Consider the following 25,644-nt stretch of genomic DNA (forward strand, 5'->3'; position numbering starts at 1 on the left):
CATTAAACGTAGATTAACATTCCTTTTACACTTCTTAGTACGTTAAATTCGTTTGATCTACATCAACCAAGAAATGTTAAGCCTCTTAACAAGTAAGCTAAATAGATCAATATGTTAAAATAGATTAACTAATGTAGTGTTTTAATTTCAAGTGTAAACCCTTTCTTAAACCATCTCTCTTGGGCGGAGCGATGATTTATATGGAAAACACTGCTTTAAAATTCATTCTAATCTATTCAATTTTAACGTATTTATGAGGCAAATCGATGGTTAAACGGATTTCTCTAACATGCATGGCCGCGCTATTGATGGGGCAAATGAGCTTTGCTTTTGAACCTCATCATGAGCCTTTAATTAAACAAAACCCTCCTAAACCTAATATTTATATGATTCTTGACACATCAGGATCGATGGATGAAGTGGATATTCCTAAGGAAGGAATGTCTATTAATTATAAGTGTAAAAAATCTTCTGGGTGGCGACCAAAACCAGATCCTAATTGCGAGTCTCGTATTAATGTTTTAAAACGTGTAGTTACAAATTTGTTTGAACGTTATCGTTATGATGCCTATATGGGATATGGGACTTTAGGATATTTAGGATATAAATATACTGGGAGTGGAACTAGAAGTTATGATTACAATGTCGTTAAGATGCCAATTTCAGATTTATCTGACGATGACTCACTTAAAAATGCCAAAAATCAAATTAGCGGTATCGTTGCTAACGGAGGAACACCTTTAGCCTTTTCGTTATATGAAACCGCAAAATACTTTCGCGGTGAAGATATGCTTGATAATTATAATCGGGGGCGAATAAATTTTAGAGGCACACTTAAAAATCCGATACGATATCGCTGCCAACAGCAACATATAATTTTAATGACTGATGGGGCACCAATGGGTGATATCACTGGACCTGTTATCAATAGAGATAAAGATTATTTCAATGTTGGTCGTTGGTCAGATTCAATTTCCAATCAAAGAACCTCCAAAGTAGGAGAATTCTTATGGAATCTTGACTTACTTACAGATGCAACAAATCTTGGCTCTACAGATAATGCGGATCAGTATTGGGATAGTACGGGTGCCGTAGATAAAATGCCGATATATTTAAATGCAATTACGTTTGGCAGTGATACTAGTAGTAATGATCAAAAAGAGCTTAAAAACACCGTTAAATATAGTGGAGGCGTGCATGTTGAGGCGTTAAATGCAACCGCTCTCTATGTCGCCTTTCATGATATCTTCCAATCCATTATCAAAACTCGCAGTGGTACGGGAGCAGTAATGGATCAGTTTATCCAAACCACTAATAGTATCCGTTATTCTACATCGTATATCCCTGGAGATTGGACAGGTGAGATCATTGCAAAGGCCTATAATTCTAAGAAAAAAAGTTTCAGTAAAATAAAATGGAGCAGTAAAGATACAATTAAGCCCAATGATGGCGAGTTTTATACAAGTAATGATGGTTATTTAAATGGAAATTATCTCTTTAATGAGAAGGTAAATCTTGATAAAGCTAATATTCAAGATTCATATGTAAAATGGTTAAAAGGAGAATCTCCTAAGAATTTACGTATGCGTAATGATAATTTATTGGGAGCAATCATCAATTCGGATATTGCGCATTATGCAAATGATGTTCCCTATATCAATCTACGTTATATGCAAAATAATATTCAGAAAGAGTTCATTAACTACATAAAACTGCGTAGAGAAAAAATGAAATACTCCCTTTTGATTGCTGGATCAAATGATGGATTAATTAACTTCATCTATTCGGATAAATCAAACACTCCTGGTAGACGATACGTTAGTTATTTCCCATCTTTTTTTAAAGATGATTTAGCGGATATTACGTCCATTTATTACACACATAAATTTAAAGTGGATGGTAAGACTCATTTCTTTGATGCCATAGACAAACATACGTTTAGATCTTTAGGTATAACATCTATGGCTTCAGGATCACGAGGATTGGTCGGTTACCAGCTTTTTAGTGCATCAAGAGATAATGTAGAGGATTATTCAAAAGAGTTTCAAGTTAATTTTGAAATTACTAATCAAACAAAAGGGTTTGAAAACTTAGGATATACCTATTCTGAAATTGACTTTATTAACCATCTTCATAACGGTTCACCAAGAGCTGTAGCTATATTTGGAAATGGATTTGGCGCCAAAACATCTTCTATCTATTTTATAGATGCGGTAACAGGAACACTAATTAATGAAATCGTGTTAGATGCTGATGGCGGCGGCGCAGCTTCCCCCGCTCTTGTCGTTTCAAATAATGCAAGCACAGGATTTCAAAAGCTAGATGCATTATATGTAGGTGATTATAGTGGGAAATTATATAAGATTGTATTCTCGGGGGCATCATCAAACTTTGATCAAGCAGAGCATAAAGTACTATTTGATGCAGGTGGTAAAGAAGCTCCTATTTCGACCCGACCGATACTACATAAGCCCGAAAAAGATGCCATGTGGGTCTACTTTGGAACAGGAAAGGCATTAGAAAAGGATGATATTTCTGCTAAGGCTCTAATAAAAAATCACTATGTATATGGAATTAAAGATTTAGATAAAAAAATCTCTGCTAGTCAGCTACACAGTCAAAACCTTCTTAAAATTGAAAATATTATTGGGAATTCTTCATTACAGGCTTTAACAACGACTAAACATCATATGTCTAACGATGAAAATCATTTAGGGTGGAAGTTGTCATTGAAAATAGGCGAAAATAATTATGAGAGAGTTATCTTAAGCCCTGTTTTGGTTTATAATCCACGGGGTACATCGTTACAAGTTTCAACATGGTCTGCTGTCCTAGGAAAAGAGAATGACCCATGTTTGAGTGATACAGTTATGGGAAGTCTGATAACACTGAACCTATTTGATGGAAGCGCTTCTGACACTTATGCCGCTGTCGATAAGGATGGTGAGCCAATCTATGAAATTGACGATCAAGGGAACTCTATCCCCGTCTATAGAAAATATAACGGAATTCACTCTAAACAAGACGCTTATGGGCGTTCTACGGGGGGGAATATCGAAGGTAATAACCCTTATGGGGGCAATTATTATTCATACTTTATAGAAGAGCTATATGAAGGTAGTACAAGTTATGTTAAACGCAATGACGATGATACGCTACCTGAAGGTGTTCACACTGATACCTATTATGGAGACAGTATAACTGAACTACTTCCAGGTGGTGGTATTAGTGGTGATGATGATGATGATGATGATGATGATGATGATGAACCTCCAAAACCTCCAAAACCTTTTTGCGAGCTATACCCAACACATCCATATTGTAAAGATAAAGGACTCAAACCTGGCCGACTCTATCTTAAAACAATCGCCATTAATTAAATATTTTTAAATCAACTTACGGGAGAGCTTCGGCTCTCCTTTTTTATTGTCGTTTTTTGATTGACGATGATATCCCATCGAATTGATCCATGTTGACGTTAAGTTTTGTAATGATGCTATATTATTTGTATATATTTGTAATTATTCGACATTAGCATGATCTTTCATGCGATATGTTTATTTAGTTCACTTTTACGGAGAAATAATGAAAAAACAGCTTTCCCTTCTTGTGAGTGCCCTGCTCTTATCTAATGCAAGCTTTGCATTTACGCCCCACCAAGAGCCTTTAGTGAAACAAAATCCGCCAAAACCCAATATCTTAATGGTTCTCGATACCTCAGGATCGATGAATGCTGTCGATATGTCTGATGCAAAAGGTAATAAAATAACGCGGATTGCTGCTTTAAAATCTACAGTAGTGAATTTACTAGCACGTTATCGATACGATGCCAACATTGGCTTTACAACCCTTGGCCCAACGGGATATCAGGAAGCGAGCACAACAAATGCAATGTCTTCTGTAAGTTTTAATATTTTAAAGATGCCAATTCAGGATTTGAGCAACCCTAATAATTATGAATCAGCCGTTAATTTAATCAAACATAAGTTTACCATCCCGCCTCGCACAGAATACCGCCAAACACCGATTGCATTTGGGATTTATGAGGCGGCCAAAGTGTTTCGCGGAGAGCCGTTATTGCAGTCAATCAAGGCCGAGCGTCGTTATAGGGTTGGTCTTGGCATATTGAGTCCAAAATATAAAATTATTCCTGCAGAATACTCTTTTAATCGCGTGCAAGATTCACCGATCCAATATCGTTGCCAAGAGCAACATATGATTCTTATGACGGATGGTGACCCTATGAATGACGCGGTTGGCCCTATTTTATCTCGAGATAAAGGCAAATTAAATCATAACGAGACCGATTACCGTAAGGTAACAAAATTACTTTGGAACATTGACCTCATTAAAGATGCTTCAAACTTAACGCTGAAAGATAGCGCGAATAAATTTTGGAATGCGAAAGGAGCGACTCGTTTACCAATTTATTTTAATGCCATTGGATTCAGCGGTGACGTAAGTGATGCGTCGAGTAATAAACTTAAGCAAGCGGTAAGTTATAGTGATGGAACCTACGTTCATGCTTATGATACAAAACAACTCAATAAAGCCTTTCACGATATTTTTCAAAGCATTATTCAGACCCGAAGTGGAACCGGTGCGATTCAAGACCAGCAGGCGCAATCGAAAAATTCCCTTCGTTATTCAAGTAGCTATGAGCCCCGCGTTTGGACCGGTGCTATAGTGGCGCGTTCTTATAATAGTGACACGGGTAAATTCGATACCATCAAATGGGATACTCGCGACAGGATTAAACCCAATCAAGGTCAGTTTTATACCGCTAAAAAAGGGAATAAAAAGAGCACTGGACAGCTTGAAAAAGTGGCGCTTAAAAAGGCCAATATTAACGCACAATATGTTAGCTGGCTTCAAGGAAATGAGCGTCTCGATAAATTTCGCGACCGTCAAGGCAATACGCTCGGAGCCATTATCCACTCGGATCTTACCTATATGGCAAACGATATTCCCTATGTCAATCTCAGTTCATTGAGTCCTTCCGTGCAGGATGAATTTTTCAATTACGCCATGCTTCGCCGTGACAAAATGCATCATAATCTCTTAATTGCCGGCACAAACGATGTGCCTTATTAATTTTATCTACGCCGATAAATCAAGTATTGGGAATCATCCCCGTGCGGGCGAGCGTTATGTGAGTTATTTCCCATCATTTTTTAAAGATGAGCTCGATGACATTACCGAATTTTACTACAATCACAGCTATAAAGTGGATGGAAAAACCCATATTTTTGATGCGCTCCACCAAGAGGTATTTCGTACAATCGGGATTACCTCAATGGGCGCCGGCGCGAAAGCATTAGTGGGCTATCAGCTCTTTGAAGCGCCAAGACATACCGAACGGACTTCTCGTTATGCATCAGGCGTATCATCTGAGTTTCAGATCAATTTTGAGATTACCAATCAAACCAAAGGGTTTGAAAATTTAGGCTATACCTATTCTGAGATCGACTTTTTTAACCCAAAAACCCCCGTCGAAAATCGAGCCGTGGCTGTGTTTGGGAATGGATTTGGCAATCAAGTATCGTCAATCCTTCTGATTGATGCGGTGACTGGCCAAAAAATCAATGAGATTATCTTATCTGATGAAGGTCTTGGCGCGGCTTCTCCGGCCCTTGTGGTTGATCGGGATCCGGATACCGGCTTTCAAATTTTAAGTAAGCTCTACGTCGGCGATTACAGTGGTGATCTTTATAAATTAAGTTTCAATCCTGCATCCACGAATTTTTCCGATGTAAAAAAGGTGAAACTGTTTAGTACAGGATCGAGCGATCAGCCGATTACTGTTCGTCCCATCATCAATCGCGATAAAAGTGAAACCATGTGGCTCTATTTTGGTAGCGGTAGTGCCATGACGCTCGATGATATTGCTAAAGAGGCTCTTAATGTTACGCACTACTTCTACGGCATTAAAGATCTTAATGAGCAGATTAAAAAGGATGATCTACTCAAACAGGAGATTACTAAAGTGGAGGGTGATGGTGAGCGTAAAGTGCTCTATACGTCGATGAATGGAGATAGTCCTGCGGAAAAAGGTTGGTCAATTTCCCTCTCACATCCGAGAAATGCTGCCGGCGAACGGGTGATCTTCCCTGCTGTCTTTATTGGGAATAAATACTTAAGTCTTGCGACTTGGTCCATTATCCCCGGCGCTAAAAACGACCCCTGCCTTGCTGATAAAAGTACCGGATCAAAAATGTATCTTGATCTTTACAATGGCAACGCCGGTAAAATTATTGTTAAAACCGATAAGAATGGTAAAAAAGTAACCGACAATGATGGCAATCGTATATTAGAAGACAATAATGGTTCGCATTTAGAGGATGACGCCTATGGTCGCCCGACGGGAGATTACGTCACGGCCTATAATATCTATGGTGGCTCGTATACGCATAATCCGGTCTACAATCGAGACCAACGCACTGGCCAATCACGGATCTCCAAACGTTTTGAATCAACCGTGAAGATGGAGCATTTTAATACGCTTCTTTTAACCAAAGAGTACCACGAGCAAGAGATTCTCGGGGCACAAAGCGATACCGAGAAAGGGAATACCGAAACCGACCTGCTCTCTCTTTTCGATATTTATAGTGGTGAGGAGTTACGTAACCATTCAGGTCGTCTTTACATTAAGTCAAGACTCTAACCTCATTTAAAAAATAAGAAATCGCTCAAAAATAGCTAATATAGGCTCTATCAAGAGATTCGTGATAGAGCTTTTTGTTTTGTATCTCACTCATTTATAAAAAAGTGTTAACAAATATTAAATTGTATACTAAACTCCTGTAGTCAAAATCAACCGGAATGAGCACAAAAAAGGCTTATTCCAACAGAAAAACTTGCTAAAGTAGCGTCGAATTTACATTTCTAAACTGATTAATTATTTTCATAATCAGCTGAAAGCATTGAGATAGGCGCTTTTTGGCCACAAAACTAACATTGAGTTTCCTGCATTAAATCAATATATGAATCTGCGTTTGTGGCATATATAATGTCAATTTATGTTAAGATCTGTAACTAATTTATAGAGTTGTGAGTAGAATAGAATGAAAAAACGATTATCTTTAGCTCTTGGGACCGCCCTATTAATGTCCCAATTTGGCTTTGCGCAAGAATCCACAGGATTTAAGCCACACCATGAGCCACTGATTAAACAAAATCCGCCTAAGCCTAATATCTTAATGATTCTCGATACGTCAGGATCGATGCGAGAATACGATATGGGAGTTCCTTGTGAAAATGGTTATCCAGGCGAGATGTGTAGTGATAGCAGAATTAATGTTTTAAGAAGCACGGTTGATAGGTTATTAGCTCGGTATCGTAATGATGCGTATCTTGGCATTTCGACATTAGGAAAATTTGGGTATCACATTGATCCAAGATTCGGTTATCGAAATGATTTAAATATTATTAAACATGATTTAAGTGACCTTAGTACATCCGATGATCCAAGAATAAATACTGAAAATGCTGCGAAGCTTAGATCAATTCAGAATACGGTGAAAGGACTACAAGCAAACGGAGGAACGCCGTTGGCCTTTGCCCTATATGAAGCAGCAAAGTATTTCCGAGGTGACAAGTTATTAAAAGAAACAAATTATAAATATAGCTGGAATGATGGACGTTATGCGCACTTTGATAGTTTTATAGGTGTTAAACCATCGCCTATAAAGTATCGTTGTCAGGCACAGCATATTGTCCTATTAACTGATGGTGACCCAGATGTTGACCAGGTAGGGCAAATATTGCCACGTGATAAGTCTGCATTACAGAGACTGTCTAATTTAAATTCGGTGAGAAATAGAGCCGCTGTACGTCGGGCTGAAATTGAAAGGATTGCTAGGAGTAATCCCAGAAATCAAATCATACAAAGATACTATCAGACAGTACTAACACAAGATCGATACAATGGATCAGACTATTTGGGTAACTTTTCAACCTCGTTTATTGCACAGCATTTGTGGAATTTAGATCTTAGAACAGATACTCAAAATCTTGCCACTAAAGACAATGCTGGAAAAGGATGGCTGGATGAGGGATCGGTAAGAATGCCGATTTATGTTAATGCGATCACATTTGGGGATGATACTAACTCTACGTCTAAAAAAGAGTTGGATTTAACGGTTGCTCCAAGTGGTGGTGTTCACGTTCATGCCAAAAACCCAAAACAGCTTGATGACGCATTTAATGATATTTTCCAAAGCATTATTCAAACACGAAGTGGTACGGGAGCGGTAGAAGACCAAAATGCTCAAACGCTCAATACCATTCGTTATACAACAAGTTATGAGCCCCGTGTTTGGACCGGCGCCATTGTTGCTAGACGATATGACAGTAAAACCGGTAAGTTTTCTATTCCTGTGTGGGACACCAAAGAGCGTATTAAACCTGGACAAGGCAAGCTTTATACCGCAGAAATTCAAAATAGAAATGTGATAACTAAAGAGTTAACGGAAGGTAAATGGATCGTAGAGAATGATCGCAGAGGCCGTCCAAAAAAGCCTTTTTGGGTTAATGGATATTACGGTGCATTGGGCGAGCAATATGTACGTTGGCTTAAAGGCTATGATGATCCTGAGTTAAGAGATCGTCAAGGCAATACGCTAGGTGCGATTATTAACTCGGATATCTACCATTTTTCGTCAGACATGCCAAATGTAAATATTAATGAAACGGTGGTAGGAAAAGCGCACCGCGATAACATCATTAAATATGTAAAAAAACGTCGCGATACAATGGGGATCAACTACCTTATCACTGGCTCTAATGATGGACTGATTAACTTTATCGTGGCTGAAAAAACTGACTCAAGTAAACGCTCAGAATTACCAGGAACACGTATTTTTAGCTATTTCCCATCATTTTTTAAAGATGACTTAGCTGATATTACGAGCGTGCCTTATTCGCATCAATATAAAGTCGATGGAACAACGCATTTCTTTGATGCTTTAGTCGATGATCATTATCGCACAATTGGTATTACATCGATGGGATCCGGTGCAAGAGCATTGGTGGGTTATCAAGTTTTTGAAAGCGATAGCGAATTCAAAAAGACCTCGGATGATTTTAAAATTAATTTTGAAATCACCAATAAAACGGCAGGATTTGAAAACTTAGGCTATACCTATTCAGAAGTTGATTACGTTAATCAAGCTAAAGATGATAAGCATTCCCGCGCTGTTGCTGTGTTTGGAAATGGTTTTGGTGCGCCTTCTAAAGTATCGTCCATTTATATGATTGATGCAATAACCGGGCAAAAGATCGAAGAAATTGTTTTATCGAATAATGGCCTAGGTGCGGCATCACCATCGTTATTAGTCTCAAAAGATCCTGTTACAAAGATGCAACGCTTAGAGTCGATCTATGTCGGCGATTATAGTGGCAATATGTACAAAATCGTATTTGACTATACCGCTTCTGACAAAGAAGGAAGCTATAACTTTAAACATTATTCCAAACAAACAATCTTCCAAAGCGGCGGCTCAACAAGACCGATCACAACTCGTCCAGTTGTGATGAAGAACAAAAAAGATAATGATCAGGTTTGGGTCTATTTTGGTACAGGAAGCGCAAAAACAGCGAATGATATCTCCGAGAAAGCATTAAATGCTCAACACTATTTTTATGGTATCAAAGATATCAATGAGACCATTGAAGATGGGCAGTTGATTGAGCAGAAAGTGGAAAAAACGTTTGGTACTGGAAAAGAGCGCCAACTTCTTACCTCAAAAGCAGTGGATGGTGCGACGACACCCTATGGTTGGAAATTAAAGCTCACGCATCGTTCAGATGAAAATAACGAGCGAGTGATCCGCCCTGCTGTATTGGTGGGTAACAAATATATTACCTTTGCAACCTGGTCGATTGTTCGTGGTGGCGCAAACGATCCTTGCTTAAGTGACAACTTAGTGGGCTCTGAATTTACTTTAGATCTCTATACCGGAAATGCAGGAACTATTTTCTGGGAGACCAATCCTGATGGAAGCCTTAAAGGTATCGATAAAGATGGTCAAGGAGAGCCCATTCGCGCCAAATATAATGGTGAACATCTTGATGATGACGCGTTTGGTCGTCCTACCGGTGAGGGAATTATTCCTCATAACATCTATGGCGGTAACTACTATTATGGCTTCATCGAGGAACTCGCTTCATCTGATGGTTATTATGTAGATCTCTCCAAAGACTCTGGCAATCAGTCAGGTATGGCTATTGGTGGTGCTACAATCAGTGGCAAAAATGGTGGTAAATTCTCTTCAATGTCATCGACAACCGAAGGTGGTAAACAGAAGAATAAACTGATTCTTCAAGATGATATCTGGGAATCAGAAGATGAATTAATCAGCGGCAAACGTCTCTACATTAAACAAAGAGCTATTTAATTAAAGTATTATTAATTTATTATAAGTAAATCGCCCTGAAGATCCTCGCTTAATGCAAACGATCTCAGGGCTTTTTTATGCCTCTTGTTTGCGTTATTGAACGTTAAAAAGCTTATTGATTCGTTAACCTTAAATTTTTCTCATGCTATGATAACGATATCGAACATAATCCACTTTGGAGGTTTATTTATGAAACGTTCAACATTACTGATGACCGCTGGTTTAATCGGCGTTTTCACCCTGACAAGTTGCAGTAGCAATCCGTATAATACCGGGTCAAATCCGTATGCCGGTGAAAAGGCGCAAGTAGGTATTGTAACTGGCGCTGCGGTAGGCGCAGGATTAGGCGCGCTGGTTTCTTCGAAAAAAGACCGCGGTAAAGGCGCTCTCATTGGTGCGGGAGCGGGAGCTGTATTAGGCGGAAATACCGGCTATATGATGGATAAAAGTGACCGTAACCAACAGCAATATAATCGTTACGAGCGCTACTAAAAAATAATGAATTTAAGCTAAATTTGAGACAACTAGAAAGGAATTGACTTAGATGATGAAAAAATTAGCGTTCACAATAACAGCGCTCTTTATTCTTTCAGCGTGCACGACGGTGGACCCTTACACTCGTGAAGATAAGATGGCCAAAGGTTCGACAGGTGCGATGATTGGCGCGGCCGTTGGTGCAGGCGTTGGCGCCCTAACCTCTTCGAAAAAAGATCGCGGTAAAGGCGCACTGATTGGTGCCGGTGCCGGCGCAGCACTGGGGGGTGGCGTTGGGTATTACATGGACGTGCAAGAAGCAAAACTCCGTGATGAACTGGCACAAACGGGCGTCAGTGTAACTCGTCAAGGCAATCAAATTATCCTCAATATGCCCAATAATGTGACCTTCGACTCAAGCGAGAGTAACATTAAACCGCAAGGCGCGAACACCCTTCGCGGCGTTGCGATGGTGCTAAAAGAGTACAATCGTACCAGCATTAATGTGATTGGTCATACCGATAGCACTGGATCGGATGCGCTCAATAGCAAGCTTTCTCGCCAACGTGCGGAGAGTGTTGCTTCGCAACTGATTATGATGGGCGTCGATCAAAACCGCATCCAGATGTATGGCGCAGGTCCGCGTGAGCCGCTTGTGAGCAATGCAACCCCTGAAGGGCGCGCGCAAAACCGCCGTGTTGAGATTACCCTCAATCCTCCGGCGCAATAATTACGGGCTTTACGATTATTGATGCATCGATTAATCAAACAGAAAGCGTTGGTAATGCCTAATTTTTAGGAGTATCCCAACGCTTTTTATGTTTATAGTATTTTTATCATAAAAGTAGTGTGAGAGTTTCATTTTAGGAGAGAAAATGACAATTGCGATCATTGGCGCGATGGAGCAAGAGATTGCCCTCCTCGCCGAAAAAATCGAAAATAGAACGGAGCTGACCGTAGCGAATACCAAGCTATTTCAAGGCACGTTTGAAGGGCTTGATATTGTGCTGGTAAAATCGGGGATTGGTAAGGTGAATGCCGCAATGGCGACCACCATTTTGCATGAGCGCTTTCAGCCTGAACTGATCTTAAATATTGGTTCTGCGGGCGGTTTAATTACCGATTTGGCCATTGGGGATATTGTGATTTCCGATGAAACGATCCATCATGACATCGATTCCACGGCGATTAATGATTGTGTACTCGGAGAATTGCCGGGCATGCCGGCGCGCTATCCTTCCGATCCGCGTCTTGTAAAACTGATGAGTGAAATTGTGCCACAGATTGGGCTCAATTATCGGATCGGTCTTATCGGTACGGGCGATGCCTTTATTGCCGATAAAGCGCGGACGGAATTTATCAAAACCAGTTTCCCGGGAATTTTAGCGGTTGAGATGGAAGCCGCGGCCATTGCGCAAGTCTGCTATCAATACGATACGCCGTTTGTAGTGCTCCGGGCCCTTTCGGATATCCCCGAGCAAGAGATGCCGATGACCTTTGTGGAATATCTTGAATTTGCTGCGAAAAACTCCACAAAAATGGTGATCGCCGCACTTAAAGCGCTTAAAGAAACCCCGCTTAATACGTTATAAGCATTGATGGAATTGTTTAAAGGCGCATAAAAAAAGGGACTGATTGAGGATTCGATCAGTCCCTTTTAACACCTCTCTAGAGATCTTGATATGATTTTAGAGCGTGTTTGAATGTCTATCTTTTTGTAATTTGCCGTTAGGCTTCCATGGCATCAAACCCAATTGCATCGAACTCGTCGATTAAATCGTCAACGGTTAACTTTTCGCTGTCATACGTGACTTCAACCATTTTGTCATCAACGCTTGCAGAAACCTTTGAAACGCCTTCAAGTTCCGCTAATGCCTTCTCGATACGTGATGTACAGTGTCCGCAGCTGATCTCTTCTACTTTAAAAAATGCTTGGCTCATCCCATTCCACCTTTCCAATTTGATTGATCGGTTATACGCTTTTTGACTTTGGGCGATTTCCCCAATTTGTTGGGTGAGTATTATAGCGCAAGCTGGAATCATTCGCATCTGAATTTATTCATTTACAGTGATGCCGGACTTTTTCCCATCGCGCCACGCCCTTTTGAGACAATATAGCGTATAATTGTGCGTTTACGATTTTTAGTTTTCCAAAAGGATTTTCATGACACAGACCATCTCCATCATTGGACTCGGTTGGCTTGGCTTACCGCTTGCAAAAGCACTCAAAGCCGATGGATTTAACGTTAAAGGCTCGAAAAGTTCCTCCGAAGGCGTGGAAAAAGTGCTGGCTGAAGGGATCGATTGCCAGCTCTTTAATACCACGCTCGACTTCTCACTTCGGGAAAGTGGCGTGCGCGATCTTTTCAATTGTGACACCATGATTGTAACGCTCCCACCGAATGCCCATCATGGGGTGAAAAAATATCCTTCCATTGTGAAAGCTCTAGGGAAAACCGCCCATTATTGCGGGGTGAAACGCCTCATTTTTACCGGCTCAATCTCGGTTTATGGTGATCAAACCGGGAATCTCACAGAAGAGGCTATTTTAGATCCGGTGAGCGATAGCGGAAAAGCGATTCAAGTGATTGAAGATGCGCTCATTCACGAGGTTAATATCCCCGTTACGATTCTTCGTTTAGGCGGTTTAATTGGCGCGGATCGTCACCCTGCCCATGCATTATCCGGCCGTCATGATGTGAAAAATCCGCATCATCCAGTGAATCTTGTTCATCAAAACGATGTGATTGAGATGATTAAAGCGCTGGTAAAATCCGATTGGGAGAGTAATCAAATCTATAATGTTGTCGCCGATTCTCATCCAACCCGTATTGACTACTACACCAACATGGCTGAGACGCTTGGAATCCCCGCACCAAAATTTGTAGACGATGAGAATGGTAGCGAAACAGAAGGAAAAGTGATCGATGGGTCTAAAATTACCCGTGATTACGGCGTTCATTACACTACCGGAATTTATTAAAAATCTGGATAATCTGTTCAGAAATTAAAACTATCTATTAATCGCTCTTTATTTTATCTCATTGTCGAGATAGATAAGGAGCGATTTGCATTTAACGCAACGATATTCGCCGCCCCGTAAAATGCGATTATGACGAATAATGGTGAGCGCGTGAGTTTGGCATTGACAGCGGTAGGGATATGTTTTTCCCGCGACAGATGTCGTCTCAAATTGGTGGGTGACCCGTGCAGGAAGCCCCATCACGTTATTCATCACAAACTGCCACTCTTTGCCGTGAGGTTTCACTCGTCCATAACGGCGCGCGGTAATGAGATGCGCCGCTTCATGGGGAATCACCTCGCTTAAAAACGCCTCACTATTTTCTAAAAAAAGAATGGGATTGAGCCGAATCTCCCAGGTATTTGGTCTTGCTGATCCTGCAATCTTTCCCCGTTGTTTAAAATTAAGCTCTGGCCGTGGAAAGGGGGTTTGATAAAATTTCTCGGCCTTTAAAAACACATTTTCTAAAGCAACGAGCGCCTCATCGGCAAGCGCGTAAAGCCTCGTTTCTTTATCGGTTAATGGCCGATCAGGTCTTGGAAAACGGTGGATTATTGGTAAGTCAGTCATTAATTATATAGGGCAAAAAAATACTGTGAGCGATTTTAAGATCGATCACAGTATCCTAGCATGATTTGATGTAATTCCGAGAGAATCCTCAGATTACGCTTCCGCAAATTCAAGCGCTAAATCGGTTGCTTTAAGCGCCTTTTTCTCTTCTTTGGTATAGCACTTCATAAACGCCCCATTTTTAAGGAGCATGGTGCGGTCGCCATATTCAATGGCATGTTCCATGTTATGGGTAATCATGATGCAGGTGAGTTTTTCCTCTCGTACAATTCGGTTGGCAATCTCCATCACGTTTTCCGCAATTTTCGGGTCGAGCGCTGCCGTAATCTCATCTAATAGTAGAATTTTAGACTCACTGATGATCGACATAATTAGGCTAAGTGCCTGCCGCTGCCCGCCTGAGAGATTCGCTACCGTTTCATTAAGACGATTTTCAAGCCCCATATCAAGGAGTGCAAGACGTTTTTTAAAGAGTTCCACGCGCTCTTTTTGATTAAAAAACCGAAAGAGACGATTTTTTCCACGTTTATAGGCAAAGGCCATATTTTCTAAAATTGTGAGATTTTCCATGGTGCCAACGCGTGGATCTTGCATCACAATAGAGACATCCCGTGAGCGCGCAATTTGAGAGGTTTTGGTAATCTCTTTTCCATCTAAGAAAATAGAGCCACTTTCAGGGCGCATAAATCCTGAAATAACGTTAAAGAGTGTCGATTTTCCTGCGCCGTTGCCGCCAATAATGACGAGAAATTCACCCTCAGCCACCTCTAAATCAAGATCAAAGAGCACTTTTCGTTCAAGTTGAGTACCCTTGCCGACCACCACATCGATCGAGTTAAGTTTTAGCATTTCCGTCTCCCTGGCATTGCCATCACAAGCACAATAATGATTCCTGCAATAAGGTTAAAATCATAGGCTTCAAGGTTTAGACTTTCTGCATTGAGCGCCGCACTTTTGATTAAGTGGAAGAGCGTTGAGCCGAGGATACAGCTAATGAGTTTGACCCAAATCGAGCGGAAAGGGAGAACTTTTTCCCCAATAATGACCGCTGCAAAGCCGGTAATAATGGTGCCGATTCCCGCGGTAATATCTGCAACGCCGGTAAATTGGCTAAAGAGTGAGCCACCGAGTGCCACTAACCCATTTCCCATGGCAACCCCTAGGATCACCATCCATTTCACATTCACGCCGCTATTTTGGCAAAGACGTTTGTTTTGACCAATCGCGCGAATAGAGAGCCCCATATCGGTGCTGAGTAACCAGGTTAACAGCCCGATAATAAAAAGGGAAATAACGATTAAAATCGTCATAGGATGATCCATACCAAGATTTTTGATAAAGCCTGATGCGCCTTCGAGCGGTGCCATCACTTTATCGGTCCAAACAGTAAAGGTTGTATCATCAAATAAGAGCGTCCGGTTGGTCTGTTCACTCATGACGCGTACGTTCACAGAATAGAGCATAAATGCCACTAAAATCCCCGCTAACAGATCGGTCACTTTAAAGTAGGCATTTAAAATCCCCGTGACTGCTCCGGCAAGCGCGCCGGCAATCACAGAGACTAAAAGTACATAGTAGGGATTGACGCCCTGCTGAATTAAAACGCCGGTGACGGCGAGTCCAAGGGCGAACGATCCATCGCACGTAAGGTCTGGGAAGTCGATCACTTTAAAGGTGATGAAAACCCCCATCCCTACAATTCCAAAGATGAGCCCGAGATTCAGGCTCATCATTAATTCATCAAATCCCATCGATTATTTTACTTCTTGTTTGCCATCGTTGATTAATACTGCCGCGCTATCGATTAGCGCTTGTGGCAATTCCATATTGAGTGCTTTTGCAGCGTCAAGATTGAGATAGAGTTCCATTTTTGAAGGGAATCCTACCGGAATCGTATTGATATCTTTACCGTTTAAAATATCGGCAATCATATCCGCTGTTTCTAAACCGTGATCATATTGGTTTGGACCAAGCGCCGCTAAAGGACCGACTTCTACCGCATCCGTATCAGCAACAAATACCGGTACGCCACCTTTATTGCCGGCCATCACAATGCTTTCGAGCGCTGCAAGAGCTGTATTATCACCGTAGATGAAGATCGCATCAGTACGCGCTGCTAAATAGGCTGCCGCTTGCGGTACATCAGAGGTACGGTTAACCACTTGGCGAACCACTTCTAAATCCATCGCTTTCGCTGCTTTTTTAAGGTCATCATATTGCTTGATTGAGTTCGCGTCGCCCGGATTATAGATAAATCCTAATTTTTTAAGATTGGGGATCACACGTTTAAACATCTCAAGTTGTGGCTCAACATCGACGTAGTTTGACATACCGGTAACGTTATTATTCGAGCCTTCTAATTTAGTAACAAGGTTCGCGCCAACGGGATCGGTGATTGAGCTAAAGACCATTTTGGTTTTGCCATCCATCGCCGGTTTCACTAAACTTTGCGCGGAAGGCGTTCCTAATCCAACGGTCACATCGGCGCCTTGGCTCACAAATTTAGTGGAGATCTGCCCTGCAAGCGGTACGTTTGCTTGAGCCGATTCAACACGGAAATCAAGGTTTTTCCCATCAACAAAGCCGTGCTTTTCAAGACCATCTTTGATCCCTTTTGCCGTCATATCGAGCGCAGGGTGATCGACGATTTTATTGACATAGACTTTCTTCACTTCTTCAGCATTTACAGCGCCTGTCACAAGTAGGCTACCGACCATCAATGACATTAGTAACTTTTTCATGATTCTCCTTACACACGACCGTGTTGAATGATTATAAATGGACTTAGTTTGTATAAAAGGGGCGGAATTTACACATCTCCGCTACCGCTTTCTGCCTGTTCCACTGTAATGGTACAACAATATATCCTAATTGGAAAGAGTGAAGCCAAAATAAAACCTCCCCTCATGGTGACATCATGATGAAGGAGGCTGATATGGTTCGAAAAGGAGCATTACGGCGATACAAGACGCGCCATCAGCGCTTTAACTGTTTTCTCGGTGACGCGGTGCGCATTCATTCCCGCCCAAAGCGACATATATTCGGGAAAATTGTTTTTTTTCGCTTCCGCCCGGAGCGCGCTTGTAAAATAATGCTGGACAGGATAACAGGCAACGGGAAGATCATCTTCGGCATATTGCACCATAAAGCGATTGGTAAATCCGCGAGCCCATTTGCCGGTAAAGGCGTTGGTGAGCATCGTTTCACCGGCGCAGGCATTTAAGATTTTCTCTTTATGAAGTGACGATGCGCCACTTTCAGCGCACGCTAAAAAGGCCGTCCCAATGACCGCAGCGGCTGCCCCTTCCGTTAAATAGTGATCGATATCGAGATACTGACAAATCCCGCCAGCCACAAGAAGTGGGCGATCGGTCACTTGTTTGGCTTTTTTCAGAAGGGTGCGAAGATCATCCCCATCCCCACAACCTGAAATAAAACTGGCCCGGTGCCCGCCCGCCTCAATCCCTTGGAGAATGATCGCATCTAGCTCAAGCGTATCGAGCGCCACGACCTCTTCAACGGATGTTGCCGTACCAATCGTATACGTGCCAATCGCTTTAAACTGGCGAATAATCTCCAACGAGGGCATATCAAATACAAACGAGACAATCGGCACACGATATTCCAATAGAAGCTCAATCTTTTTGGCATAATCGTCAAGCTCTTGGATTTCACGAAACTCGATCGGTTCTTGGGTGATATTTAACGCCCCATAAAAGGGTTTTAATGCCTGATAAGCAGGCTTTGCCTTAGCAACCGTCTCTTTTGTTAATAGCTCTGGCACAAAGAGATTGGCATTATAGACACTCACGCCTAACGTTTTTAGCGCCTCTAAATCCTCTTTTAATCCCGTAAGCGAGCGATAGCCCGTTGCAAGCGAGGGTAACGCACCTGCATCAAACACAGACTTTAAAAATTCTGGCGTTGTAATGCCCCCAGCCATCGGCGCTTGAATAATGGGATATTGAATCTTAAATTGGCTGAGTAAATGATTCTCAAAACGTGAATTTGTCATAGGTTTAATTAGATTGTCCGGGGTTTGCGTTGATGAGAGATGGATTAAAATGAGATTGAACTAAAACTAGAGCTTTTCCTCAGGTGAAAGCTTAGCAAGTACATTAATGTAGCCGCGATTATCCTCATCTTTAATAAAACGCGCCACACGCCCAATCGTTGTCAAACTTGCGCCAGTAAGTGCATTAATATCCCGATAAGAGAGATCGCCCCGCTCGAGAAGCTGACACACTTTCCAACGTTCCGCCATGGCACTAATTTCTTGAGGCGTACAGAGATCTTTGAAAAAGGCCTTCATCTCCTCTTTTGTCTCCAGCAGTAAAATCGCCTTATAGAGTTCATCCTCAAAATTGCGCTCTTCAAGCTTGGTGCGAAGAGCATCATTAATTTTATCCATATCTGTCAGTATCCTCAATGTAACGATATTATTTTATTGGTTATTCCTTGATCCACTATACTAATACATCCATACAATGATTGTCTATTATACGCATTAATCCCCCTCGCGCCTATTAATCCTATTAAATCGATCATAAAAAAGCCCGGCACATCGCCAGGCTCTCTTTGTTTGTATATATCTATATATCTTATTTCATAAATATTGAACGTAACGTCTACTCTTCATCCATCTCAGGTTCCTCCTTTTGAGGATTCTTCGGTGTTTCTTGATGATGGAGGGCTTTTTTCGCCTCTTTCGCTTGATGGCTAAGACGCGCCTGACGGGCTTTAAAATGCGCCTCCACATCGGCTTCAAGTGCTTTTAAGGTTTCAGGTTTTTGAGCGCCGTCCATTCCTGTCATACCAATCTTAATCACGCCCTCTTCTTCCACTGCGTGCGTTGCATGATAGATTGCACTCGCCATCTCTGCATTATAGTAGGCAATTCGCTCAAGCGACCAACCAAAATAACGCGCCATCACTTTTAGAAGATCATCTTTATAAGTGTAGACCGCATCAATATCAAAATAGAGCGCGCCGGTACGACGAATGAAGAAATCAGCGGGGGTCATAATCGCCTCTTCCTCGAGTCCATATAAAAGACGGACATAGAGCTCAATGGGGAGATTCCCCATCTTATCGGGCGTTGCATTTTTCGCTAAGGTAAAGAGTTTATCGACGTTGGTGCCATAAAAGGCCGCTAAGCGTCTGCCTGCCTCTTCGGTGAGATTAAAATCTACAGCCTCTTTTCCTTTTGCTTCAATAAATGCTTCATATTGATCGATAGCGATATTCCCGCCTGAAATGGGAAGTGTGAGCGTTTGGCACGGATTAAATTCCCGTTCAAAGCCGATTTTAAGCTTTTCAGCGACGCGATCGACAATCTCTTCCGCCATTAAGCGATAGCCTGTTAATTTCCCACCGGCAATGGTCATCACGCCGGTATGATCTTCCCAAATCTCATCTTTACGGGAGATGGCTGAAGGATCTTTTCCATCCTCTTTAATTAACGGACGTAAGCCCGCCCACGACGATTCAATATCCACTTCCGTCAAACCAAGCGTTGGGAACATATAATTGATCGCGCCGAGCAGATAGTAACGATCCATCGTGGTAATGGGAGGATTTTCTTTCTCGGCCACATAGATGGTATCGGTCGTTCCGACGTAAACCTTATTACCCCGCGGGATCGCAAAGATCATCCGCTTATCATATTCAGTATCAAAATAGATCGATTGCTCAAGCGGGAAACGCGCTTTATCAAAGACAATGTGCACCCCTTTAGTTAAAAGTAGGCGCTCGTTTTGCTGATCCTTTGTTGAGTCGTTTTTAGGATTAATAATGCGTTCTAAATTTTCCACCCAAGGACCGGTCGCATTGACCACCACGCGCGCATCGATAAGATAGGTATTATTGGTTGCCTTATCGGTAATCACCGCGCCTTCCACCATGCCGGAATCATCATAGTTAAAGGCTTTCACTTCGGCGTAGTTAATCACATCCGCCCCAAGCTCATGGGCTTTTTTAATCACCTCAATGGTTAGACGCGCATCATCGGTGCGATATTCCACATAATATCCGCCCCCTTTAAGCCCCTCTTTTTTAAGATTAGGGACTTTCGCTAAGACATCGCCCGCCTTTAGCATTGCGCGGCGTTCATCCTCTTTCACCCCCGCCAGATAATCATAAAAACGAAGACCAAGGGATGTCGTAAATCGCCCGAGTCCACCGCCTTTATGAATGGGCAATAACATCGGCTCACGATGAGTAACATGTGGCCCATTTTGATGGACGATGGAGCGCTCTTTCCCGGTATCGGCGACCACTTTAAATTGGAAATTTTTAAGATAGCGCAATCCCCCGTGAACTAGCTTGGTTGAACGGCTACTCGTCCCCGCGGCAAAGTCACTTTTGTCAACGAGCGCAACGCTCATTCCGCGACTTACTGCATCAAGCGCAATCCCCGCACCGGTAATCCCTCCACCGATCACAAGCAGGTCATAGGTTTTCTCTTTAAATTGTAAAAAGGTGTGACGTCGATTGAGTGAAGATAAGCTCATACCATAGTTCCTTTCGAGTAAATACTAGAGAATTACACGTTCATATTTCTTAATAAGAGTATGTTATCACATCTCTTATAACGGAAAAATAATGAAAATTATGATTCAATATAGAAGACTTGGCCGTTTATTATTAAGAAGATACCCATCTATAACAACAATAACAAAAGTAAAACGAGAGGTAATGCCAATGAATCTACACGAATATCAAGCCAAAGCCCTGCTTAAGCAATATGGATTTCCCCTGCCCAATGAGATCCTAGCCACAACGATTGAGGAGGTGGTGGAAGCGTACACGCAATTATCGAGCCAATTAGGCACGCATACGACGGTTGTTAAAGCACAAATTCATGCAGGAGGACGTGGAAAAGCCGGCGGTGTCCGTGTGGTGGAGAGCTTAGGAGAAGCGCGGGAATATGCCTCCTCGCTCCTTGGGAAATCGCTCGTAACCCCGCAAACCGATGAAAAAGGCCAGCCCATTCATGCGCTTTTAATCTCTGAAAATCTCTATCCGGTTGAAAAGGAGTTCTATCTAGGGGCAACGCTCGACCGGGAAAATGAGTGCATCACCTTTATGGTCTCCACTGAAGGCGGTATGGAGATTGAAGAGGTTGCCAAAATCATGCCCGATAAGATCTTTAAAATAGCGCTCTCTCCACTCGTTGGATTGCGCGTTAGCCATGCACGAAATATGGGGTATCACTTAGGACTCAATGAATCGCAACTTAACGCATTTATTAAAATGGTGCAAGGCGCGTATAAGGCCTTTATAGAGCATGATCTTGCGCTGCTAGAGATTAACCCACTTTCGGTATTGAGAGATGGCCGGCTGATGACGATCGATGCAAAAATTGCCATTGATGATAATGCACGCTTTAGACAGCCTCATCACGTTGCCGAGCAAGATCGTTCGCAGGAAAATCGCTATGAGCTGATGGCGGCGGAATATAATCTTAGCTACGTATCCCTCGGGGGAAATATTGGGTGTATGGTCAATGGCGCGGGGCTTGCTATGGCGACCATGGATATTATTCAATTTTATGGTGCAACGCCGGCGAATTTTTTAGATGTGGGCGGTGGCGCGACTGAAAAGGCGGTTTTAGCGGCTTTTAAACTGATTTTGTCTGATCCGAAGGTAGAGGCGATTTTAGTCAATATCTTTGGTGGTATTGTGCGTTGCGATATGATTGCCGAGGCCATTATTAACGCGATGGAGGAGGGATATATTACTCGTCCTATCGTAGTGCGCCTTGCGGGAAATCACGCCGAAGATGGGCTTGCGCTGATTGATCGAGCCAATCTTCCCATAATAGTGGCCGAGGATCTTGCTGATGCCGCTCAAAAAGTGATCCAAGCCACCGGAAATACTCCTATGGATAACAGAACAACAGGAGGTCAAAATGGCGATCTTAGTTAATCAAGAGACAAAAGTCTTAGTGCAAGGTTTTACCGGACAAACGGGTACCTATCACGCAAAAGAGTGCATGGCGTATGGAACCCATATTGTGGGCGGTGTGACCCCTGGGAAAGGGGGCGAAATCCATCTTGGAAAGCCGGTATTTAATACGATGCGCGAGGCGGTTTTAGCCACATCTGCCGATACCAGTGTCATCTTTGTGCCCGCGCCTTTTGTGCTCGACTCCATTATTGAAGCGGTCGATGCCGGCATTACACTGATTATCGTAATCACCGAGCATGTCCCCATTCACGATATGATTATTGCGAAAAAGTATATCCAATCGGTGCCCAATGTCCGTTTAATTGGTCCTAATTGCCCGGGAATTATTGTGCCTGATGCCTGTAAAATTGGGATTATGCCGGGACATATTCATAAAAAAGGACGGATCGGCGTAATATCACGCTCGGGGACTTTGACCTATGAAGCCGTCACGCAGACTACCACATTAGGCCTTGGGCAATCTACCTGCATTGGCATCGGCGGCGATCCGATTATTGGATTGAATCAGATGGAGATCCTCGCTTTATTTGAAGACGATCCTGAGACAGATGCCATTATTATGATTGGCGAAATTGGTGGCACCGCTGAAGAACGCGCGGCTGAATTTATCCAATCGAACATTCGTAAACCCGTGATCGCTTATATCGCCGGGGTTACCTCGCCCCCTGGAAAACGAATGGGCCATGCCGGCGCGATTATTGCCGGAGGGAAAGGCACGGCCGAGGATAAATTTAAAGCGTTTGAACGAGCCGGAATTACCTATACACGTTCACCGGCCGAAATCGGGCGGACCACCTACAGCGTATTAAAGCAACACAACTTACTTTAGGCGCAACTTAAGGCTTAAACTGCATAGTGGCATTTACCGCTACCTTCCAACCATGATAGAGTTTTTCCCGCATGATCGGTTCCATCTGCGGGGTAAACTCTTGGTCAAGAGCCCAATATTTTGCAATCGCCTCTTTTGAGGACCAAAATCCAACGGCAAGCCCGGCAAGATAAGCAGCGCCAAGAGCGGTGGTTTCCGAGATTGACGGCCGCTCTACCGGAACACCAAGTAGATCTGATTGAAATTGCATTAAAAAGTTATTTTGAACTGCCCCGCCATCAACCCGAAGCGTCTTAAGTGATACGCCGGAATCTTCCTCCATCGCTTCCAAGACATCGCGCGTTTGGTAGGCAAGGGATTCAAGCGTTGCCCGAATAAAATGTTCTTTTTCAGTACCGCGGGTTAATCCAAAAATCGCCCCTTTCGCCTCAGAATCCCAATAAGGCGTGCCAAGCCCGACAAACGCCGGCACCACATAGATGCCTTCGCTGCTCGTAATACGCGTCGCATATTGCTCCGATTGAGGCGCCGATTGAATCATTCGTAACCCATCGCGGAGCCACTGAATCGCCGAACCTGCCACAAAGATCGAGCCTTCCAGCGCATAATTTACTTTTCCATCGAGTCCCCAAGCAATCGTCGTTAATAATCCATGCTTCGAATGCACCGCCTTTTCGCCGGTATTCATCAACATAAAACATCCCGTGCCGTAGGTATTTTTCGCGTGACCCGCCTCAAAGCAGGTTTGCCCAAAGAGCGCCGCTTGCTGATCACCAATGGCACTTGCAATGGGGATTTGTTGCCCAAAAAAGTGATCCTCTTCGGTGGTCGCATAAATATGGGATGACGGGTTAACCTCCGGGAGCATCGCCTTCGGAATCGCTAAAATATTGAGAAGTTCTTCGTCCCATTTAAGGGTATGAATGTTATATAATAGTGTTCTTGAGGCGTTGGAATAATCGGTAACATGAGCTTTCCCACCGGAAAGTTTCCAGATCAGCCAGCTATCGATCGTGCCAAATAAGAGCTCCCCTTTTTCCGCACGCTGACGCGCCCCATCGACATGATCTAAAATCCATTTAACTTTGGTACCAGCAAAATAAGGGTCGAGTAATAATCCGGTCTTTTCGCGAAAAAGTGGCTCATACCCCGCCTCTTTGAGCTGATGACAAATGGCATCACTTTGCCGAGATTGCCACACAATGGCAGGATGGATCGGTAGGCCGGTTGTCTTGTCCCACACCACGGTGGTTTCACGCTGATTGGTAATGCCGATCGCCGCAATGGAATCGGCACGGATATTGGATTCAGTGAGTACCATCGCCATCACCGATAATACCGTCCCCCAAATCTCATTGGCATCATGCTCCACCCAGCCTGGCTTGCGAAACGATTGGGAAAACTCCTTTTGCGACATCCCCACAATTCGCCCCGCATGATCGAAAATCATCGCCCGCGTACTCGTCGTTCCTTGGTCGATCGCCATAATGTATTGCGCTCTGTTTAGATTATTATCGTGACTCATCGCTCTGCCTCAATCGTTCAAATATTATAATAAAAATACCATAATTCACGCGGGAATGGGTTACACTCAACTCTTAAGAATAACTATAAAACAGATTAGGAGTATTCATATTTATGGCGACTCATCTCTATATTGTGACAGGTGCATCGCGAGGAATTGGTAAGGCGCTCGCAACAAAACTTGATAAAGATCCCGAGAGCATTGTGCTCCGTATCGCGCGTAATAATCCCGAAGCCCTTGAGCACTTTTTAACCCTCGATCTTACCGATATTGATACCATTCCGGAGGTTATTAATTGGATTGATGAAAATCGGCAAGGCGCGGCAAGCATCACGCTTATTAATAATGCCGGTATGGTGGAACCGATTGGATTAATCGGGAGCGTCAATGCCCATTCGATTCAAAATGCGGTGGCGCTCAATATTACCGCTCCGATCGCGTTAACCAATGCATTTATCGAGGCCTTAGAGGATTTTCCCGGGGAAAAATATGTGCTGAATATCTCATCGGGCGCGGGGCGAAAAGCTTATCTCGGTTGGGGCGTTTATTGCATGACCAAAGCGGCGCTCGATCACTTCACTCGCGTGGTCTTTGAAGAGCAGAAATCGGTTAAAAATCCGGTCTATATCGCCTCTATTGCCCCGGGCGTGATTGATACGGATATGCAATCGGTCATTCGGAGCAGTTCCATTGAAACCTTCCCGCTTGTAGAGCGTTTTATCTCCCTTAAAGAGGAGGAGCTCTTAAGCTCCCCGGAAGAGACGGCGCAAAAACTGATCCGTTTTCGCCATAGCGATGCGATGAAAACAACGCCGATCGCCGATGTGAGAGATTACGATTAGCGGAATGATCCGTG

Annotated in this window: 20 protein-coding genes; 11 read left to right on the forward strand and 9 right to left on the reverse strand. The window is 43.0% G+C overall.

Features of this window, described 5'->3' with window-relative positions; all coding sequences use genetic code 11:
* The first annotated feature begins 266 nt into the window (after positions 1-266).
* The 7 genes from OXI21_RS08335 to OXI21_RS08365 all read left to right on the forward strand — a co-directional run bounded on the left by OXI21_RS08335 (position 267) and on the right by OXI21_RS08365 (position 12,463).
* Positions 267-3,380: a PilC/PilY family type IV pilus protein gene (locus OXI21_RS08335; RefSeq protein WP_279619108.1), complete on the forward strand. Its 3,114-nt coding sequence runs from the start codon at positions 267-269 to the stop codon at positions 3,378-3,380.
* Positions 3,381-3,585: 205 nt separating this feature from the next.
* Positions 3,586-5,094, forward strand: coding sequence for a hypothetical protein (locus tag OXI21_RS08340; RefSeq protein ID WP_279619109.1), 1,509 nt, complete (start codon positions 3,586-3,588; stop codon positions 5,092-5,094).
* Positions 5,081-6,664 (forward strand): PilC/PilY family type IV pilus protein, encoded by a 1,584-nt coding sequence (locus OXI21_RS08345; RefSeq protein ID WP_279619110.1) that lies wholly within the window; start codon positions 5,081-5,083, stop codon positions 6,662-6,664. The genes OXI21_RS08340 and OXI21_RS08345 overlap by 14 nt, the downstream gene beginning before the upstream one ends.
* A 400-nt stretch (positions 6,665-7,064) precedes the next feature.
* Positions 7,065-10,397: a PilC/PilY family type IV pilus protein gene (locus OXI21_RS08350; protein ID WP_279619111.1), complete on the forward strand. Its 3,333-nt coding sequence runs from the start codon at positions 7,065-7,067 to the stop codon at positions 10,395-10,397.
* A gap of 189 nt (positions 10,398-10,586) precedes the next feature.
* A complete protein-coding gene (locus OXI21_RS08355; RefSeq protein ID WP_279619112.1) occupies positions 10,587-10,889 on the forward strand; it encodes a glycine zipper domain-containing protein in 303 nt (100 codons plus the stop codon).
* 55 nt (positions 10,890-10,944) lie between these two features.
* A complete protein-coding gene (locus tag OXI21_RS08360; RefSeq protein WP_347815529.1) occupies positions 10,945-11,601 on the forward strand; it encodes an OmpA family lipoprotein in 657 nt (218 codons plus the stop codon).
* 145 nt (positions 11,602-11,746) lie between these two features.
* On the forward strand, positions 11,747-12,463 hold the full coding sequence (locus OXI21_RS08365; protein ID WP_279619114.1) for a 5'-methylthioadenosine/adenosylhomocysteine nucleosidase: 717 nt from the start codon (positions 11,747-11,749) through the stop codon (positions 12,461-12,463).
* A gap of 136 nt (positions 12,464-12,599) precedes the next feature.
* Here OXI21_RS08365 and OXI21_RS08370 read toward each other — a convergent pair whose 3' ends face one another.
* The gene (locus OXI21_RS08370) at positions 12,600-12,812 is read right to left on the reverse strand and encodes a heavy-metal-associated domain-containing protein (protein WP_279619115.1); all 213 of its coding nucleotides are present in this window, start codon (positions 12,810-12,812) and stop codon (positions 12,600-12,602) included.
* 223 nt (positions 12,813-13,035) lie between these two features.
* Here OXI21_RS08370 and OXI21_RS08375 point away from each other — a divergent pair, with 223 nt between their 5' ends.
* Complete coding sequence (locus OXI21_RS08375) at positions 13,036-13,854, forward strand: NAD(P)-binding domain-containing protein (protein WP_279619116.1); 819 nt, start codon at positions 13,036-13,038, stop codon at positions 13,852-13,854.
* A 48-nt stretch (positions 13,855-13,902) separates the two neighbouring features.
* Here OXI21_RS08375 and OXI21_RS08380 read toward each other — a convergent pair whose 3' ends face one another.
* The 7 genes from OXI21_RS08380 to OXI21_RS08410 all read right to left on the reverse strand — a co-directional run bounded on the left by OXI21_RS08380 (position 13,903) and on the right by OXI21_RS08410 (position 20,975).
* Entirely contained in the window at positions 13,903-14,463 is a 561-nt protein-coding gene (locus OXI21_RS08380; RefSeq protein ID WP_279619117.1) for a SprT family zinc-dependent metalloprotease, read from the reverse strand.
* A gap of 93 nt (positions 14,464-14,556) precedes the next feature.
* The gene (locus tag OXI21_RS08385; RefSeq protein ID WP_279619118.1) at positions 14,557-15,312 is read right to left on the reverse strand and encodes an ATP-binding cassette domain-containing protein; all 756 of its coding nucleotides are present in this window, start codon (positions 15,310-15,312) and stop codon (positions 14,557-14,559) included.
* A complete protein-coding gene (locus tag OXI21_RS08390) occupies positions 15,306-16,214 on the reverse strand; it encodes a hypothetical protein (RefSeq protein ID WP_279619119.1) in 909 nt (302 codons plus the stop codon). The genes OXI21_RS08385 and OXI21_RS08390 overlap by 7 nt, the downstream gene beginning before the upstream one ends.
* A 3-nt stretch (positions 16,215-16,217) precedes the next feature.
* Positions 16,218-17,204, reverse strand: a complete 987-nt coding sequence (locus tag OXI21_RS08395) for an ABC transporter substrate-binding protein (protein WP_279619120.1) — start codon at positions 17,202-17,204, stop codon at positions 16,218-16,220.
* Between the two features lie 212 nt (positions 17,205-17,416).
* The gene (locus OXI21_RS08400) at positions 17,417-18,478 is read right to left on the reverse strand and encodes a nitronate monooxygenase (RefSeq protein WP_279619121.1); all 1,062 of its coding nucleotides are present in this window, start codon (positions 18,476-18,478) and stop codon (positions 17,417-17,419) included.
* 66 nt (positions 18,479-18,544) lie between these two features.
* Positions 18,545-18,874: a YerC/YecD family TrpR-related protein gene (locus tag OXI21_RS08405; RefSeq protein WP_279619122.1), complete on the reverse strand. Its 330-nt coding sequence runs from the start codon at positions 18,872-18,874 to the stop codon at positions 18,545-18,547.
* A 217-nt stretch (positions 18,875-19,091) separates the two neighbouring features.
* Entirely contained in the window at positions 19,092-20,975 is a 1,884-nt protein-coding gene (locus tag OXI21_RS08410) for a glycerol-3-phosphate dehydrogenase/oxidase (RefSeq protein ID WP_279619123.1), read from the reverse strand.
* 190 nt (positions 20,976-21,165) lie between these two features.
* Here OXI21_RS08410 and sucC point away from each other — a divergent pair, with 190 nt between their 5' ends.
* Together sucC and sucD are read left to right on the forward strand one after the other, a co-directional pair.
* A complete protein-coding gene (gene sucC / locus OXI21_RS08415; RefSeq protein ID WP_279619414.1) occupies positions 21,166-22,392 on the forward strand; it encodes an ADP-forming succinate--CoA ligase subunit beta in 1,227 nt (408 codons plus the stop codon).
* Entirely contained in the window at positions 22,376-23,263 is an 888-nt protein-coding gene (gene sucD / locus OXI21_RS08420; RefSeq protein WP_279619124.1) for a succinate--CoA ligase subunit alpha, read from the forward strand. The genes sucC and sucD overlap by 17 nt, the downstream gene beginning before the upstream one ends.
* A 7-nt stretch (positions 23,264-23,270) precedes the next feature.
* On the opposite strand, the gene glpK is transcribed toward sucD, so the two are convergent.
* Entirely contained in the window at positions 23,271-24,788 is a 1,518-nt protein-coding gene (gene glpK, locus OXI21_RS08425) for a glycerol kinase GlpK (protein ID WP_279619125.1), read from the reverse strand.
* Positions 24,789-24,901: 113 nt separating this feature from the next.
* Here glpK and OXI21_RS08430 point away from each other — a divergent pair, with 113 nt between their 5' ends.
* Positions 24,902-25,630 (forward strand): SDR family NAD(P)-dependent oxidoreductase, encoded by a 729-nt coding sequence (locus OXI21_RS08430; protein ID WP_279619126.1) that lies wholly within the window; start codon positions 24,902-24,904, stop codon positions 25,628-25,630.
* Positions 25,631-25,644: the final 14 nt, after the last annotated feature.

The organism is Ignatzschineria sp. RMDPL8A, from assembly GCF_029815055.1.
Taxonomy (GTDB): Bacteria; Pseudomonadota; Gammaproteobacteria; order Cardiobacteriales; family Wohlfahrtiimonadaceae; genus CALZBJ01.